The organism is Paraburkholderia sp. JHI869, assembly GCF_038900775.1.
GTDB lineage: Bacteria > Pseudomonadota > Gammaproteobacteria > Burkholderiales > Burkholderiaceae > Paraburkholderia.
Map to the genome: position 1 here is coordinate 1 of NZ_JAYMSC010000011.1, position 16,055 is coordinate 16,055.

The 16,055-nt window shown below is 63.6% G+C and carries 12 protein-coding genes; 10 read left to right on the forward strand and 2 right to left on the reverse strand.

The annotated features are described in order from the left end of the window. Positions 1 to 244: 244 nt before the first annotated feature. The gene (locus tag VSR72_RS19365) at positions 245 to 1,438 is read right to left on the reverse strand and encodes a M20 aminoacylase family protein (RefSeq protein ID WP_342953972.1); all 1,194 of its coding nucleotides are present in this window, start codon (positions 1,436 to 1,438) and stop codon (positions 245 to 247) included. A 179-nt stretch (positions 1,439 to 1,617) separates the two neighbouring features. Here VSR72_RS19365 and VSR72_RS19370 point away from each other — a divergent pair, with 179 nt between their 5' ends. Next, positions 1,618 to 3,696, forward strand: coding sequence for a molybdopterin oxidoreductase family protein (locus VSR72_RS19370; protein WP_342953973.1), 2,079 nt, complete (start codon positions 1,618 to 1,620; stop codon positions 3,694 to 3,696). A 145-nt stretch (positions 3,697 to 3,841) separates the two neighbouring features. Then, positions 3,842 to 5,515, forward strand: coding sequence for a long-chain fatty acid--CoA ligase (locus VSR72_RS19375; protein WP_342953974.1), 1,674 nt, complete (start codon positions 3,842 to 3,844; stop codon positions 5,513 to 5,515). A 150-nt stretch (positions 5,516 to 5,665) separates the two neighbouring features. On the opposite strand, the gene VSR72_RS19380 is transcribed toward VSR72_RS19375, so the two are convergent. Further along, positions 5,666 to 6,862 (reverse strand): porin, encoded by a 1,197-nt coding sequence (locus VSR72_RS19380; protein WP_342953975.1) that lies wholly within the window; start codon positions 6,860 to 6,862, stop codon positions 5,666 to 5,668. 307 nt (positions 6,863 to 7,169) lie between these two features. Between VSR72_RS19380 and coq7 the strand changes: the two genes are divergently transcribed. From coq7 to mraY, 8 genes are all read left to right on the forward strand, one after another. Beyond that, positions 7,170 to 7,832: a 2-polyprenyl-3-methyl-6-methoxy-1,4-benzoquinone monooxygenase gene (gene coq7 / locus VSR72_RS19385; protein ID WP_069268480.1), complete on the forward strand. Its 663-nt coding sequence runs from the start codon at positions 7,170 to 7,172 to the stop codon at positions 7,830 to 7,832. A 399-nt stretch (positions 7,833 to 8,231) separates the two neighbouring features. Continuing rightward, positions 8,232 to 8,660 (forward strand): division/cell wall cluster transcriptional repressor MraZ, encoded by a 429-nt coding sequence (gene mraZ / locus VSR72_RS19390; protein ID WP_028207782.1) that lies wholly within the window; start codon positions 8,232 to 8,234, stop codon positions 8,658 to 8,660. Between the two features lie 17 nt (positions 8,661 to 8,677). After that, positions 8,678 to 9,631 (forward strand): 16S rRNA (cytosine(1402)-N(4))-methyltransferase RsmH, encoded by a 954-nt coding sequence (gene rsmH / locus VSR72_RS19395; protein WP_342953976.1) that lies wholly within the window; start codon positions 8,678 to 8,680, stop codon positions 9,629 to 9,631. Beyond that, positions 9,628 to 9,984, forward strand: a complete 357-nt coding sequence (gene ftsL / locus VSR72_RS19400; RefSeq protein ID WP_028207784.1) for a cell division protein FtsL — start codon at positions 9,628 to 9,630, stop codon at positions 9,982 to 9,984. Before rsmH ends, ftsL begins: the two co-directional genes overlap by 4 nt. After that, a complete protein-coding gene (locus VSR72_RS19405) occupies positions 9,981 to 11,876 on the forward strand; it encodes a penicillin-binding protein 2 (protein WP_342953977.1) in 1,896 nt (631 codons plus the stop codon). The genes ftsL and VSR72_RS19405 overlap by 4 nt, the downstream gene beginning before the upstream one ends. Then, positions 11,873 to 13,423, forward strand: coding sequence for a UDP-N-acetylmuramoyl-L-alanyl-D-glutamate--2,6-diaminopimelate ligase (locus VSR72_RS19410; protein ID WP_342953978.1), 1,551 nt, complete (start codon positions 11,873 to 11,875; stop codon positions 13,421 to 13,423). The genes VSR72_RS19405 and VSR72_RS19410 overlap by 4 nt, the downstream gene beginning before the upstream one ends. Continuing rightward, the gene (gene murF, locus VSR72_RS19415; RefSeq protein ID WP_342953979.1) at positions 13,420 to 14,844 is read left to right on the forward strand and encodes a UDP-N-acetylmuramoyl-tripeptide--D-alanyl-D-alanine ligase; all 1,425 of its coding nucleotides are present in this window, start codon (positions 13,420 to 13,422) and stop codon (positions 14,842 to 14,844) included. The genes VSR72_RS19410 and murF overlap by 4 nt, the downstream gene beginning before the upstream one ends. Before the next feature lie 20 nt (positions 14,845 to 14,864). Then, positions 14,865 to 16,034 carry a phospho-N-acetylmuramoyl-pentapeptide-transferase gene (gene mraY, locus VSR72_RS19420; RefSeq protein WP_028207787.1) on the forward strand — a complete coding sequence of 390 codons (1,170 nt, stop codon included), beginning with the start codon at positions 14,865 to 14,867 and terminating at the stop codon, positions 16,032 to 16,034. Positions 16,035 to 16,055: the final 21 nt, after the last annotated feature.

The window sequence follows — 16,055 nt, forward strand, 5'->3', positions numbered from 1 at the left end:
GCTGGTCCCACCCCTTCCCATCCCGAACAGGACCGTGAAACAGCACCACGCCGATGATAGTGCGGATTGCCCGTGTGAAAGTAGGTAATCGTCAGGCTCCTTATGCTGTAACGTCCAGAACCCCGGTCTCTCCGAAAGAGAGCCGGGGTTCTGGCGTTTGGGCGCGCGGAAAATTGAATGCTCGACGCGAGGCAGGAAACAAAAAAGCCGTCCACGGGACGGCTTTTTACGTTGATACCCCGCCTCACTGCTGAGCCAGAAATTTCGTCGCCAGGCGCACCCAAAATGACGATCCCACCGGCAGCAGTTGATCGTTGAAGTCATAGCTCGCGTTGTGCAGCATGCAAGGACCAGCGCCGTGGCCCGCATCCCGATGGCCACCTTCGCCGTTGCCGAGAAACGCGTAGCAACCGGGCTTTTCCAGCAGCATGAACGAGAAGTCCTCCGCGCCCATGGTCGGCTCGACGTTCGCATCAACGTGATCGTCACCGACCACCTCCCGCATGACTTCTGCCGCGAACTGCGCCTCTGCGCTACTGTTCACCGTCGGCGGATAGTTGCGATGGAAGGTGATGTCGACCGAGCAGTCGTACGCCTCCGCCGTACTCTCGGCGATCTTGCGCAGCCGCGACTCGATCAAATCAAGCGTTTCCGTCGTGAACGTCCGCACCGTTCCCGCAATCCATGCCGTGTTAGGCACCACGTTGACCGCATCGCCGGCGTGAATCTGCGTGATTGAGAGCACGGCCGTATCGAGCGGTTTTTTGTTGCGCGTGATGATGCTCTGTAATCCGTTCGCGATCTGCACCGCAGTAAAGACCGGATCCCGGCCGTTGTGCGGCAACGCCGCGTGCGAACCTACACCCTTGATTTCAATGCGAAACTCATTGCTCGAAGCCATAATTGGCCCTTCGGTCACGCCGAAGTAGCCAGCCGGCATGCCAGGCCAGTTGTGTATGCCGAAAACGGCGTCGACAGGAAATTGCTTGAACAGACCATCTTCGATCATGGCTTTGGCGCCGGCGCCGCCTTCTTCAGCAGGCTGGAAAATGAAGACGATCGTGCCGTCGAACTGACCGTGTTGTGCGAGATATTGCGCCGCGCCAAGCAGCATCGCCGTGTGGCCGTCGTGGCCGCACGCGTGCATCTTGCCTTCGTTGCGTGAGCGATGATCGAACGTGTTGAGTTCCTGGATCGGCAACGCATCCATATCCGCTCGCAATCCGACCATACGCTTGCTAGTGCCACGCTTGAGCATGCCAACGACGCCGGTCTTGCCCATGCCGCGATGCACTTCAATGCCCCACTCCGTGAGCTTCGCTGCAACGAGGTCGGAGGTCTGGGTTTCTTCGTAGCGTAGTTCGGGATGTGCGTGGATCGTTCGTCGGAGGCCCTGAATTTCGCCTTGGGCGGCCTGGATTTCCGGAATCAGTTTCATGGCGGACGGTGCTCAAAAAGTGGGTGCCCGGCCTTTGTCTCCAAACCAGGCCGGGTCTAGACGGACCATTCTACGCCGAACCTTTTTTTTCGCGGCAACCCACCGGGTGCGTGCGGGGCGGGCGCCCCGGACATAATAAAATCGCACATACCACAGAACGTCTTACCCACGGATTTCCGATGAACGCCCCAGCCGAATTTGCCCGTGCAGTTTGCCCGCACGATTGTCCCGATACTTGCGCGATGCGCGTGACCGTCGAAAACGGCCGGGCGATCAAGGTGAGCGGCGACCCCGACCACCCGCCCACGCAGGGCGTGCTGTGCACGAAGGTGACCCGCTATGCCGAGCGCGTTCATCATCCGAAGCGTTTGACTCAGCCGATGAAGCGCGTCGGCCGCAAGGGGGAAGGGCATTTCGAGCCGATCAGCTGGGATGAGGCCAACCGGATCGCAGCCGAACGCCTCGGTGAGATTGCGCAGCGCGCGCCCGAAGCGATCTTGCCATACAGCTACGCCGGCACGATGGGACTCGTTCAGGGCGATAGCATCGCCCAGCGTTTCTTCCACAAGCTCGGTGCGTCGCGTCTCGATCGCGCGATCTGCGCGGCGGCGGGCGCCGCCGGCCTGCGTTATACGTTCGGCTCGAGCCTCGGCATGCTCACGGAGTATTTCGCGGAAAGCGAAGTGATTCTGATCTGGGGCGCCAACCCGATCGCGTCGAACCTGCACTTCTGGACCCGCGCACAGGAAGCGAAGCGCAACGGCGCGAGGCTGATCGCGATCGATCCCTATCGTTCGCTGACAGCCGAGAAGTGCCACCAGCACATTGCGCTCAAGCCCGGCACAGACGGCGCACTCGCGCTCGGCATGATGCATGTGCTGATCACAGAAGACCGGCTCGACCACGATTACATCGCGGCCCACACGCACGGCTTCGACGCGCTGAAGGCGCGCGCGCTCACCTACACGCCCGCGCGCGTCGCTGAGATCTGCGGCATCGAGGAACAGGTCGTCGTCGATCTCGCGCGCCTCTATGCCTCGACGCGCAAGGCGGCAATCCGCATGAACTATGGCTTGCAACGCGTGCGCGGCGGCGGCAACGCCGTACGCGCCATCGCCTGCCTGCCCGCGTTGACCGGCGCCTGGCGCGACCGCGCGGGCGGCGTGCTGCTGTCGTCGTCGGGCTGGGCCCCTGTCGATACGAACGCGCTCCAGCGGCCGGATCTGATTCCGGGCTGGCCGCAGCATCAGCCGCGCATCGTCAACATGAATCAGATCGGCGACGCACTCACGCACGCAGGCGATGCCGCATTCGGGCCGAAGGTCGAGGCAATCGTCGTCTACAACTCGAATCCGGTTGCGGTTGCGCCCGAGTCGGCGAAGGTCGCCGCCGGCTTCGCGCGCGAGGACCTCTTTACCATCGTGCTCGAGCAGTTCCAGACCGACACCGCCGATTACGCCGACCTGCTGCTGCCTGCTACGACCCAGCTCGAACATCTCGATGTGCACAAGTCCTACGGGCACACGTACGTCATGGCGAACCTGCCTGCCATTGCGCCCGTTGGCGAGGCGCGGCCGAATACCGAAATCTTCCGCGCAATCGCGCGCGCGATGAACCTCACCGAGCCGGCGCTGTTCGAAAGCGATGAGGACGTGGCGGCCCACGCATTCGACTGGAGCGATCCCGCACTGGGCGGCGCCGATTGGGCGGCGCTCAAGCGCGACGGCTGGCTGAAGCTGAACATTCCCGAAGCACCGTTCGCGAACGGCGGTTTTCGCACGCCCACGGGCAAGTGCGAGTTCCATAGCGAGGCGCTTGCGCAGGCTGGGCTCGACCCGCTGCCCGATTATCTGCCGCCGCACGAGTCGGCGGATGGCGCGCCCGAACTCGCTGCGCGCTATCCGCTCGCGATGATCTCGCCGCCGGCGCGCAACTTCCTCAACAGCACCTTCGTGAACGTGGAGAGCCTGCGCGCGACCGAAGGCGAGCCGCACGTGGACCTCCATCCGGCCGACGCCGCCCGCCGCGAGATCGCCGACGGCGACGAGGTTCGCGTGTTCAACGACCGCGGCTCGATGCGCGCGCGGGCGCGTGTGACCGATAGGGCGCGCACCGGCCTCGTGGTGGGCCTGTCGATCTGGTGGAAGAAGCTTGCACCGGACGGTCGCAATGCCAACGAGGTGACGAGCCAGGCGCTCACCGACCTTGGCGGCTCGGCGACTTTCTACGATTGCCTGGTCGAGGTCGAGCGCGCCTGAGAGCGCCTCACGACACCGCTAGCCCCGTCACACGCGTTCGAGGGGCCTTTCTAACTCGCTGATTTGCTGACATAAAAGCTGGGGCGTCATGCTACGATCCCATTTTTTAGCACGACCATTCGAAAAATCAAGGAGGAGACGCTGCATGGAAAAAGTCTGGCTGAAATCGTACCCGCCCGGCGTTCCCGCTGAAATCGACGCGAGCCGTTACGCGTCCATTACGGCGCTGCTCGAGGAGAGCTTCAGCGAATTCCGTGCAAAGCCCGCGTTTGCGTGCATGGGCAAGACGATCACCTACGGTGAGCTGGACCAACTCTCCCAGCGTCTGGCCGCATGGTTCCAGTCGCGCGGCATCGCGCGTGGCGCGCGCATCGCGCTCATGATGCCCAACGTGCTCCAGTATCCGGTTGCGCTTGCCGCAGTGCTGCGCGCGGGATACGTCGTCGTCAACGTGAACCCGCTCTACACGCCGCGCGAGCTCGAACACCAGTTGAAGGACAGCGGCGCCGAAGCGATCGTCGTCCTCGAGAATTTCGCCGGGACCGTGAGCGCGGTCATCGCCAATACGCGCGTGAAGCACGTGCTGGTCGCGGCGATGGGCGATCTCCTCGGCGCGAAGGGCTTCATCGTCAATTTCGTCGTGCGGCGCGTGAAGAAGATGGTGCCTGTCTGGAACCTGCCCGGCTACGTGAGCTTCAACGACGCGCTCGCCGAAGGTGCACGCAAAGGCTTCAAGCGCGTCGAGCAGACGCCCGAAGACGTCGCCTTCCTGCAGTACACGGGCGGCACGACCGGTGTGGCCAAGGGCGCGACGCTGCTGCATCGCAATCTGGTCGCCAACGTGCTGCAGTCGGCGGCATGGACCGAGCCCGCCCTCGAAAAATTGCCGTCCGGTGCGCAGCCGGTGACGGTCGCGGCGCTGCCGCTGTATCACGTGTTCGCGCTGACCGTTTGCGGGTTGCTGACGCTGCGCACCGGCGGTCTCGCGGTCCTGATTCCGAATCCGCGCGATATCGGCGGGATGGTCAAGGAGCTGCACGGCTATTCGATCACGTGTTTCCCCGCGGTCAACACGCTCTATAACGCGATGCTCAACCATCCGGATTTCGGCAATCTGGACTTCACGCATCTGCTCGTGGCAAACGGAGGCGGTATGGCGGTGCAGGAAGCCGTGGCCAAGCGCTGGTACGAGCGCACACATACGCCGATCGTCGAAGGCTATGGTCTCTCGGAAACCTCACCCAGTGTGACCTGCAATCCGGTCACGGCAACGGAATACACCGGCACGATTGGCTTGCCGCTGCCTTCCACCGAAATCTCGATTCGCGACGACGCCGGCAACGAACTGCCGATCGGCGAGGCCGGCGAGATCTGTATCCGCGGGCCGCAGGTGATGGCGGGCTACTGGCAGCGTCCGGAAGAAACCGCGAAGGTCATGACGTCGGACGGCTACTTCAAGTCGGGCGACGTCGGCCTCATGAATGCGCGTGGTTATATCAAGCTCGTCGACCGCAAGAAGGACATGATTCTGGTGTCGGGCTTCAACGTCTATCCGAACGAAGTCGAGGACGTCGTGGCGAAGTTGCCGGGCGTGTTCGAAGTGGCGGCGGTGGGCGTGCCGGACCAGAATTCGGGCGAGGCGGTGAAGCTTTACATCGTCAAGAAGGACCCGGCGCTCACCGACAAGGATGTGTTCGAGTACTGCAAGACACAGCTCACCGGCTACAAGCGGCCGAAGATCATCGAGTTCCGCAATGATCTGCCAAAGAGCAACGTCGGCAAGATCCTGCGCCGCGAGCTGCGCGACGGTCGCGCCTGAAGGCACGATTCAAGCGGGAAGTGAGTGAGAAACGGCCTGCCCATCGAGGGCAGGCCGCTTTTTTTATACGCGCATCGTCGCGAAACAAAGCGACGCTCCAAAGAAAAAAGGCGCCCGGAGGCGCCTTCGAGATTACAGCGACTGTTCTTATTAGAACTTGTGACGGATACCGATGCGAGCCGTGAACACGTTGTTCGTGCTCGACGGCGTCAGGTTGTTGATCGAGGCAACAGCGGTTTTGCCCGTCGAGTCGGTGCCCGTAGCGTGCTGGTACACGCCGATCAGGTAGACGTCCGTGCGCTTCGACAGGAAGTAGTCCGTGCCCAGCGCGTACTGGAAGTACTTCGCGCCGCCGTCGCTCGAGCCGTTCGCACGCGTGACGCTGCTGCCGTCCGTGTAGTCGAACGCGAAGCCTGCCAGCAGGGCCGGCGTGAACTGGTACTTGACGTTCGCTTCGACGTTGTTGAAGTTGGCATTCGTGCCGCGCTCGAAGATCGACGCCGAGGTCGAGCCGAGGTTGCGGAAGCTGACGTTCGAGTACGTCAAGCCGAACGTCGCTGCGCCGAACGTGTACGCGCCGCCTGCACCGATGACCTGGTACGTGTTGGCCGAAGCGAAGCCGCCGTACACCGTGTTGAATGTCGTGCCCGTAACGCCGGCTGCACCCGTCAGCGGCGAAACCGTGCCGCTGTTGTTGAACAGGCCGCCGGTAGCGTTCGGCGTGCGTGCGTTCAGGTAACCAACGCCGAGGACGAGGGGACCGTTGTTGTAGCCAGCGCCCAACGACCAGATCTGGTTCGCCGAGAAGTTGCCTGCCTGGCCACCGAAGCTGTACGTGCCGCCGAACGTCAGGCCGGCGTAGTTCACGCTCGTGAACTTGACCGTATTGTTCGTACGGTAGGCGTTGTTGAAGTTGTCGAGGTCACCCGGGTGAGCTGCGATGTAGCCGCCCCACTGGTCGCCTGCTTCGAGCGGACCGACGTAGTCGACGACGGAGTCATACTGGCGACCCAGCGTGACCGTGCCGAACTGCGAGCTGGAGAGGCCGACATACGCTTGACGACCGAACATCAGGCCGCCCTGACCGAGCTTGCCGTTGTTCACGTCAAAACCGTTTTCCAACACGAAGACTGCCTTCAGGCCGCCGCCGAGGTCTTCAGCGCCGCGCAGACCGAAGCGGCTGCCTTGCAGAACGCCGCTCGACAGGTTGTACAGGTGCTTGCCACCCGAATTCGTGTTGATGTTGAAACCTTCGTCGATGATGCCGTACAGCGTGACGCTGCTCTGAGCGTGAGCAACGCCCGCGAACGCGCCCAGCGCAGCCAGCGCGAGAAGCGACTTCTTCATTGAATGATCTCCAGTGTTTGCGAATCTTTTGCGTCTTTTAACGGGACCGGTTTTTTATAGTGCGTGGTCCTGTCCTTCAAACTTCGCGAGAAGTTGGCATGTAATGTAACAAAAGGGTTAATAGTCACAAAGGAAAAGCCAGGGCCTCGCTAAGTACCTGTTTCGTTTACACAACATGGTCTAGAATGTGCGGCTATCTATCGGCGCTGCCCCGGATTGACGGATCTCCGTGAGTTTGTGTAGAGGTGAAAGGGCAGTCCGGGCGAGCGAGAAATCCGGCTCGCCAACGCAACGAAAGGGAGGCTGGATGACACTAGATGACTTGATTACCGAATTCGACCGGGGCCTGCGTTCGCTCACTGGCGTGTCGCGCATGACGCGCCCGATGCCGCAGCCGTCCCCCGTTACCATCGAAGTGACGCCCGAAGGCGATGCCGTGCCAGCCGGCAGCGAACTCACGCCCGCAGAGCGCACGCATGCCGCCGGCCTCATGCGTGTCAATCACGTGGGGGAAGTGTGTGCACAGGCGCTATATCAGGCGCAGAAGATCTCGGCGCGCTCGCCCTCGCTCAGGGCCGCCTTCGAGCAGGCCGCACGCGAAGAAGAGGATCACCTCGCGTGGACATCGCGCCGTCTGCAAGCGCTCGACTCGCGTCCAAGCCTTCTCAATCCGCTTTGGTACGCTGGCGCGCTCGCGATCGGCTTCGCCGCCGGGCGCCTCGGCGACAAGGTGAGCCTCGGCTTCATGGCCGAAACCGAGCGCCAGGTCGAGCATCATCTCGACAGCCACCTCGACAGCCTGCCGCCCGCCGATCTCGAATCGCGCGCGGTCGTCGAGCAAATGCGCGCCGACGAAATCTCGCACGCTAAATCGGCCGCTGATCTGGGCGGAGTCGAATTACCGCTGCCGGTGCGTTCGCTAATGCGTGTAGCATCGAAAGTCATGACGCGCACCGCCTATTACATCTGATTAGACGACGTGGGCCGGCAATCGCTGTCGGCCCAAACCCGTATTAATCTTTCAGAGCTTTCAGCCCCCGGTTTTAATCCCCGCAAGCCCCCCGCTCGATCCCGCCATAGGCCGTTTATCGCCGCGCTTTTCACGTATCACCTTCAGAACCTGCGTTAGCTCATTCATTCATAACGTTTTTTGGCTTTTCTCCTGACTTCAACAAGTGCCGCTAAGTCCTTGTTCTAGCGGATAAATTTCGTCAAAAAACGTTCGGTCTCCCTTGACCCTCGTTGGGCGTTCCTCTAAAGTGGGAGACAGTGTGAGAAAGTGTATTTTTGTGTGATTTCGGGCGCGTATTCAGGTAGATTTTCCGGGATTTAGGCGGGCGGCGAAAAGCGCCGCATTAGGGGGAGCAAATTGTTCCAGGGGGCGTCGGCGCTGACACTCGATGCGAAAGGACGGATGTCGATTCCGTCCCGCTATCGGGAAGCGCTGCAACAACAGGCAGAAGGACGGGTGACGATCACCAAGCACCCGGACGGCTGCCTGTTGCTATTTCCGCGCCCCGAATGGGAAGTGTTCCGCTCGAAGGTCGCCGCCTTGCCGATGGACGCGCACTGGTGGCGCCGTATTTTTCTCGGCAATGCGTCCGATGTCGATGTCGACAGTGCGGGCCGCGTGCTCGTTTCACCTGAATTGCGTCTGGCGGCAGGAATGGAAAAGGAAGTCATGCTGCTCGGCATGGGTAGTCATTTTGAGTTGTGGGATGCGCAGACCTACGCCGCCAAGGAACAGGCGGCAATGGCTCAGGGCATGCCCGACGCCCTGAAAAATTTCACGTTCTGATCGCGGTTCAAAAAGCTATGGCATCTGCGATGGGACAGGGACTGCAGCATCGCACGGTGCTGCTAGACGAAGCGGTGAACGCGCTGATCACGCGCGCGGACGGCGTCTATGTGGACGGCACGTTCGGTCGCGGCGGGCACAGTCGCGCGATCCTCGGGCGTCTCGGGGAGGCCGGGCGGCTGATCGCGTTCGACAAGGATCCGCTCGCGATCGCGACGGCGCAAACCGTCGGCGACGCGCGGTTTTCGATCGTGCATGAGAGTTTTGCTTCGCTGCGCGACGAGCTCGCGTCGCGCGGGGTGGGGCGTGTGTCGGGAATAATGCTGGACCTTGGCGTGTCGTCGCCGCAAATCGACGACCCGGAGCGCGGTTTCAGTTTCCGCGCAGATGGCCCGCTCGACATGCGGATGGACCCGACGCGCGGCGAGTCCGCCGCTGACTGGCTCGCTCGGGCCACGGTGCAGGAACTGACGGAGGTAATTCGGGATTATGGGGAAGAACGGTTTGCTTTTCAGATTGCAAAGGCGCTTGTTGCTCGCCGGGCAGAGTCCGACCGTCTCGGGCCTCTCGACAGCACGGGCGAGCTTGCCCAAATCGTGGCTAACGTCGTCAAAACCCGTGAGAAGGGTAAGGACCCGGCAACCCGCACCTTTCAAGCTATACGGATTCACGTCAATCAAGAGCTTGCGGAGCTGCAGGTCGTTCTAGAAGCAGCACTGTCGTTGCTGGAACAGGGGGGGCGGCTGGTGGTCATCAGCTTTCATTCGCTCGAAGACCGGATCGTCAAGCGGTTCATGCAGGCCAACGCGAGTGCGCCGGCGGTGGACCGCCGCCTGCCGATCCGCGCCGTCGACCTGCCGAGCCCGCCGCTCAAGCTGCTCGGCCGCGTGTTCGCGAGCGACGAGGAAGTCGCCGCGAACCCGCGCGCCCGCTCGGCCGTGATGCGCACCGCGGAGCGCATCACACCATGAATCGTCTGAACATCTTCCTGCTGATCGTCGTCATGGGGTGCGCGCTTTCCGTCGTGAACGCCACCAATCAGCAGCGCCAGATCTTCATCCAGTTGCAACGCGCGCAGTCGCAGGAGCATCAGCTTCAGCAGGATTACGCACAGCTTCAATATCAGCAGAGCGCGCTGTCGAGAACGTCGCGCATCGAACAGATCGCCACCGACTCGCTCAAGATGCAGCCCGTCACGACCGGACGCACGCAATATCTGACGCTCGCGCCGGGCAGCGCAACCGCCGTCGACGCTCCCGTGCCGACCTCGGCGCCCCCGCAGGGCGCCGCGCCTACGCCTGCACGCCGCGGAGGCACGCGATGAAAAAGGACAATCGCCGCAAGAGCGTTGCCTTCAGCGCCAACCCCATTCTCTCCGTGCGCCTGCCGATGTGGCGCTCGAAGCTCGTCGTGTTCCTGCTCTTCATGGCGTTCGTCGCGCTCGCCGCGCGCGCGTTCTGGATTCAGGGCCCCGGCAACGCGTTCTATCAGAAGCAGGGCGAAAGCCGCTACCAGCGCACGATCGAGCTGCCGGCCACGCGCGGCAAGATTCTCGACCGCAACGGCCTCGTGCTTGCCACGAGCTTGCCCGTGCGTGCGATCTGGGCGATTCCCGAAGCCGTGCCCGACGATCTCGGCGCCGACAAGCTCAACCAGCTCGGCACGCTGCTCGGCATGAATACGAAAGAGCTGCGCGCGAAGCTCTCCGAAGACAAGACTTTCGTCTACGTGAAGCGCCAGGTGCCGCTCGACATCGCGCAGAAGGTCACTGCGCTCGACATTCCCGGGATTTACCAGCGCAACGAGTACAAGCGCTTCTATCCGGAAGGCGACGTCACTGCGCACTTGATCGGCTTCACCAACGTCGAGGACGAAGGCCAGGAGGGCGTCGAGCTCTCCGACCAGAAGGTGCTCGCGGGCGTGCCCGGCATTCGGCACGTCATCAAGGACCGCATGGGCCACATCATCGAGGACGTGGACGAAACGGTCGTGCCCCACGATGGCCGGGACGTCGAACTGTCGATCGACAGCAAGATTCAGTACATCGCCTATTCGAACCTGAAAGCGGCCGTCGAGAAGTTCAAGGCCAAGGCCGGCGCGGCGATGGTGGTGGACGTGCGCACGGGCGAAGTGCTCGCGCTCGTGAACTATCCGACCTACAACCCGAACGACCGCTCGCACCTCACGGGCGAGCAGCTGCGCAACCGCATTCTGACCGACGTGTTCGAGCCGGGCTCGATCATGAAGCCGTTCACGGTGTCGCTCGCGCTGGATCTGCACCGTGTCTCGCCGAGTACACTGGTGGATACGGGCGCGGGCCACTTCACCCTCGACGGCGCGACGATTACCGACGACGCCGGTTTTGGCGTGCTGACGGTGGGCGGCGTGATCCAGAAGTCGAGCAACATCGGCGCGACCAAGATCGCGATGACGCTCCGCCCCGAAGAAATGTGGGACATGTACACCAGCATCGGTCTCGGTCAGGCGCCGAAGGTCGGGTTCCCCGGCGCGGCGGCGGGCCGTCTGCGTCCGTGGAAAAGCTGGCGCCGCATCGAGCAGGCGACGATGTCCTACGGCTACGGCCTCTCCGTTTCGCTGTTCCAGCTCGCGCGCGCGTACACGGCGATCGCACACGACGGCCAGATCCTGCCTGTCACGATCTTCCGCCACCCCGGCGATACGCAGCCGGTGCAGGGCACCCAGGTCTTCGCGCCGACCACGGCGCGTGAAGTGCGCACGATGCTGGAGAGCGTGGTGTCGAAGGACGGCACCTCGCCCGACGCCGCCGTGCCCGGCTACCGCGTGGGCGGCAAGTCCGGTACGGCGTACAAGCATGGACCGCACGGCTACGATCATTCGAAGTACCGTGCGTCGTTCGTCGGCATGGCGCCGATGCCGAATCCGCGCATCGTCGTGGCCGTCACGGTCGACGAACCGACTGCCGGCAGCCACTTTGGCGGCGCGGTGTCGGGGCCGGTGTTCTCCGGCATCGTCGGCGATACGCTGCGCTCGCTCAACGTCCCGCCGGATATGCCGGTGAAGCAGCTCGTCGTCGAGGACAATAGCGCCGCCGGTGCCTCGGCCCCGGCCGCCGCGAACGCGCCGGCTACGCCTGTGAAGCGCGTAGCGAACGCACCTGCAAGCAAGAGCACCGCCGCCGCGCGCCACATGACCGTCGCGGACAACGCGAAAAATCGACCTGGAGTCGTCCGATGAGCGCCACGCGCAACCAGCATCCCGCGCACCGGCAGATCGCGGACGCGCTCGCATGGCTGCGTGCGCACGTCGCGCCCGCAGCCGGCCTGCACGCCGACACGCGCTCGCTCAAGCCGGGCGACGTGTTTCTCGCTTACGCCGTCGAGGGTGCGGACAACCGCCCTCATATCGACAATGCGATCGAGCGTGGCGCCGCAGCCGTGCTGTTTCAGCCGGAAGGCTATACGGGCGAAAAGCTTGATGCCTCGATCGCGCTCGCTGTGCCGCAGCTCGACGTGCTCGCGGGAGAAATCGCGAGCGGCTGGTATGGCGACCCGAGCGATGCCATGCTCGTGGTCGGCGTGACGGGCACGAACGGCAAGACTTCGTGCAGCCAGTGGATCGCTTCGGCGTTCACGGCCATCGGCAAGAAGTGCGCGATCGTCGGCACGCTGGGCACCGGTTTTCCGGGCCAGCTCGCGCACACGGGTTTCACCACGCCCGACGCGCCGCAACTGCAGCGCAGCCTCGCGCAATTGCGCGGCGAAGGTGCACAGGCTATTGCGATGGAAGTATCCTCGCACGCGCTGCATCAGGGCCGGGTAAACGGTACCTCGTTCGACATCGCTGTCTTCACGAATCTCACGCAAGACCATCTCGATTATCACCACACGTTCGAGGCCTATGAAGCCGCGAAGGCGCGTCTGTTCGCATGGACGGGTCTGCGCGCGGCGATCATCAACGCCGACGACGCAGCGGGCCGCCGCCTGATCGCCGCGACGCGTGGCAAGGCCCGCACGATTGCGTATAGCGTGGCGACGCCCGCCGCCGACGCACCCGTTGCCGACGCCTGGCTGCGCGCGAACGACGTGCGCGCGACCGCCACGGGCACGGCGTTCCATCTGGAAACGTCGGACTGGGGTGAGGCGCAAGTCGAGGCGCATGTTCTCGGCCTGTTCAATGTGAGCAATTTGCTCGGCGTGCTCGGCGCGCTGCTTGCGGCGAACGTGCCGCTCGTCGCGGCGCTCAACGAGATCTCGAAGCTGCAGCCGGTGAATGGCCGCATGGAGCGACTTGGCGGCCGCGCCGATCACGACGAGCCGCTCGTCGTGATCGATTACGCGCATACTCCGGACGCGCTCGAAAAAACGCTCGAAGCGCTGCGCCCGATGGCAGCTGCACGCGGCGGCCAGCTCATCTGCATGTTCGGCTGCGGCGGCGATCGCGACGCGACCAAGCGCCCGCTCATGGGCGCGATCGCGGAGCGCCTCGCCGACCAGGTCGTCGTGACGAGCGACAACCCGCGCAGCGAATCGCCGGCCGCGATCATCGAGCAGATCGCGCAAGGCATGCGTGACGCCGCGAAGGCGCGCCGCATCGAGGACCGCGCGAGCGCGATCCTGCAGGCGGTGCGCGGCGCGGCGCGCGAAGACGTCGTCGTGCTGGCCGGCAAGGGCCACGAGGCGACCCAGGAAATCATGGGCAAGAAGCGCGCGTTCTCCGACCAGGACCACGCGCGGCTTGCACTCGCCGCCCGTGCCACGCACGGGCGCGGAGGTGGTGAATGACGATGCTTTCCCTGCGCGAAGCCGCTGCGCTGATTCCCGGCGCGAGCGTACTCGGCGACGAGAACGCGACATTCGGGCGCATTTCGACCGACAGCCGCGCGACGGGCCCGGGCGATCTCTTCGTCGCGCTCAAGGGCGACCGCTTCGACGCGCACGACTTTCTCGGCGAGGTCGCGAACCGTCACGTAAGCGCCGCGCTCGTTTCGCGCAGCCCCGGCGACTGGCGCATTCCCGCGCTGCGCGTGGACGACACGCGCAAGGCGCTCGGCTCGCTCGCGCTTGGCTGGCGCCGTCGCTTCTCGATGCCGCTCGTCGCCGTGACGGGCAGCAACGGCAAGACGACGGTCAAGGAAATGATCGCGTCGATCTTCGCGGCGGCCGTTGGTGAAAATTTTCGTCTCGCGACGACCGGAAACCTCAATAACGACATCGGCGTGCCGTTAACGTTGCTGCGCTTGAGCGACGCTCATCGGTTGGCTGTGGTCGAACTCGGCATGAATCATCCCGGCGAGACCGATCTGCTCGCGAGATTCGCCGAGCCGACGGTCGCGGTGGTGAACAACGCGCAGCGCGAGCATCAGGAATTCATGGCGACGGTGGAAGCCGTCGCGCTCGAGCATGCGAGCGTGATTCACGCGCTCAAGCCCACGGGTGTCGCGGTGTTTCCCGCAGACGATGCCTACGCGAGCATCTGGCGCGTGGCGGCTACGGGTTCGCGCATTCTCGACTTCGCGCTGCATACGGATACGAATGCGGTCGAAGCGGCAGTCACCGGCAAGCTCGTTGAGAAGCTGGGCGGCAACCGTCTCGCGATCGCGACGCCGGAAGGCCATCTCGAAGTGGAGCTGAAAGTGCTGGGCGCGCACAACGCGCACAACGCGCTCGCGGCTACGGCGGCGGCGATTGCGTCGGGCGTATCGCTCGACGCGATCGGGCGCGGTCTGGAGGCGTTCGAGCCGGTGAAGGGCCGCTTGCAGGTGAAGCGCGCGGCGCTTGGCGAGCTGGCGGGCGCAACGGTGATCGACGACACCTACAACGCGAATCCCGATTCCGTGCGCGCGGCGATCGACGTGCTGGCTTCGCGCGTGTCGCCGCGCGTGCTCGTGCTGGGCGACATGGGCGAAGTCGGCGACGACGGTCCCGCGTTTCACCGCGAGGTGGGCGCGTACGCGAAGGAACGCGGCATCGACGTGCTCTACACGCTCGGCGACGCCGCGCGTGATACCGCGGCGGCGTTCGGCGCTCAGGCGCTGCATGCCGCGGACGTCGGCGAACTCGTGCGCGCGCTGGCTGGCGCCGGTTACGGCGCTGGCGCAACGATTCTCGTGAAAGGCTCGCGCTTCATGCAAATGGAGCGCGTGGTGGCGGCACTTACGAATCCGCAAAACCCTGCGCCGGACGCCAAGTCCGGCGCGCACTGAAATACTAAGGAATACAAGGCATGCTACTGGCGCTGGCGCAATGGCTGCAGAATGACGCAAGCTTCTTGCGCGTGTTCAGTTATCTGACGTTCCGTGCGGTGATGGCGACCATCACCGCGATGGCGATCGGGCTTTTCCTCGGCCCGTGGGTGATCCGCAAGCTCACCGCAATGAAGGTCGGCCAGGCCGTGCGTACGGACGGCCCGCAAACTCACCTCGTGAAGTCCGGCACGCCGACCATGGGCGGCGTGCTCATTCTGCTGGGCATCGCGGTTTCCACGCTGCTGTGGGGCGACCTCACGAACCGCTTCATCTGGATCGTGATGCTCGTCACGTTCGGCTTTGGTGCGATCGGTTGGGTCGACGACTATCGCAAGGTCGTCTACAAGGACCCGCGCGGCATGTCTTCGCGCGAAAAGTACTTCTGGCAGTCGGTAATCGGTCTGTTCGCGGCGGTGTATCTCGCGTTCAGCGTTTCTGAAGCGAGCAACGTGCGCGTGTTCGATCTCTTCATGGCGTGGGTGCGCAGCGGTCTTTCGATGGGTCTGCCCGCGCGCGCCGACCTGCTGCTGCCGTTCCTCAAGTCGATCAGCTATCCGCTCGGCGTGTGGGGCTTCATCGCACTCACGTACTTCGTGATCGTCGGCGCGAGCAACGCCGTGAACCTCACCGATGGCCTCGACGGTCTCGTGATCATGCCCGTCGTGCTGGTCGGCGCGTCGCTCGGCGTGTTCGCCTACGTGATGGGCAGCTCGGTCTACTCGAAGTATCTGCTCTTTCCACACATCGCCGGCGCCGGCGAACTGCTCATCTTCTGTTCTGCGATGGGCGGGGCGGGGCTCGCGTTCCTCTGGTTCAACACGTATCCGGCTCAGGTGTTCATGGGCGACGTGGGCGCGCTTGCGCTCGGCGGCGCGCTGGGAACCATTGCGGTGATCGTGCGTCAGGAGATCGTGCTCTTCATCATGGGCGGCATCTTCGTTGCAGAGACGCTCTCCGTAATGCTGCAGGTCACCTGGTTCAAGTACACGAAAAAGCGTTACGGCGAAGGGCGCCGCATCTTCAAGATGGCGCCGCTGCATCACCATTTCGAATTGTCTGGCTGGAAGGAAACGCAGGTTGTCGTGCGTTTCTGGGTCATCACGCTGATGCTGTGTCTGATCGGTTTGTCCACGCTCAAGCTGCGTTGAGCCTTTAAGTAAGCAAGGGAA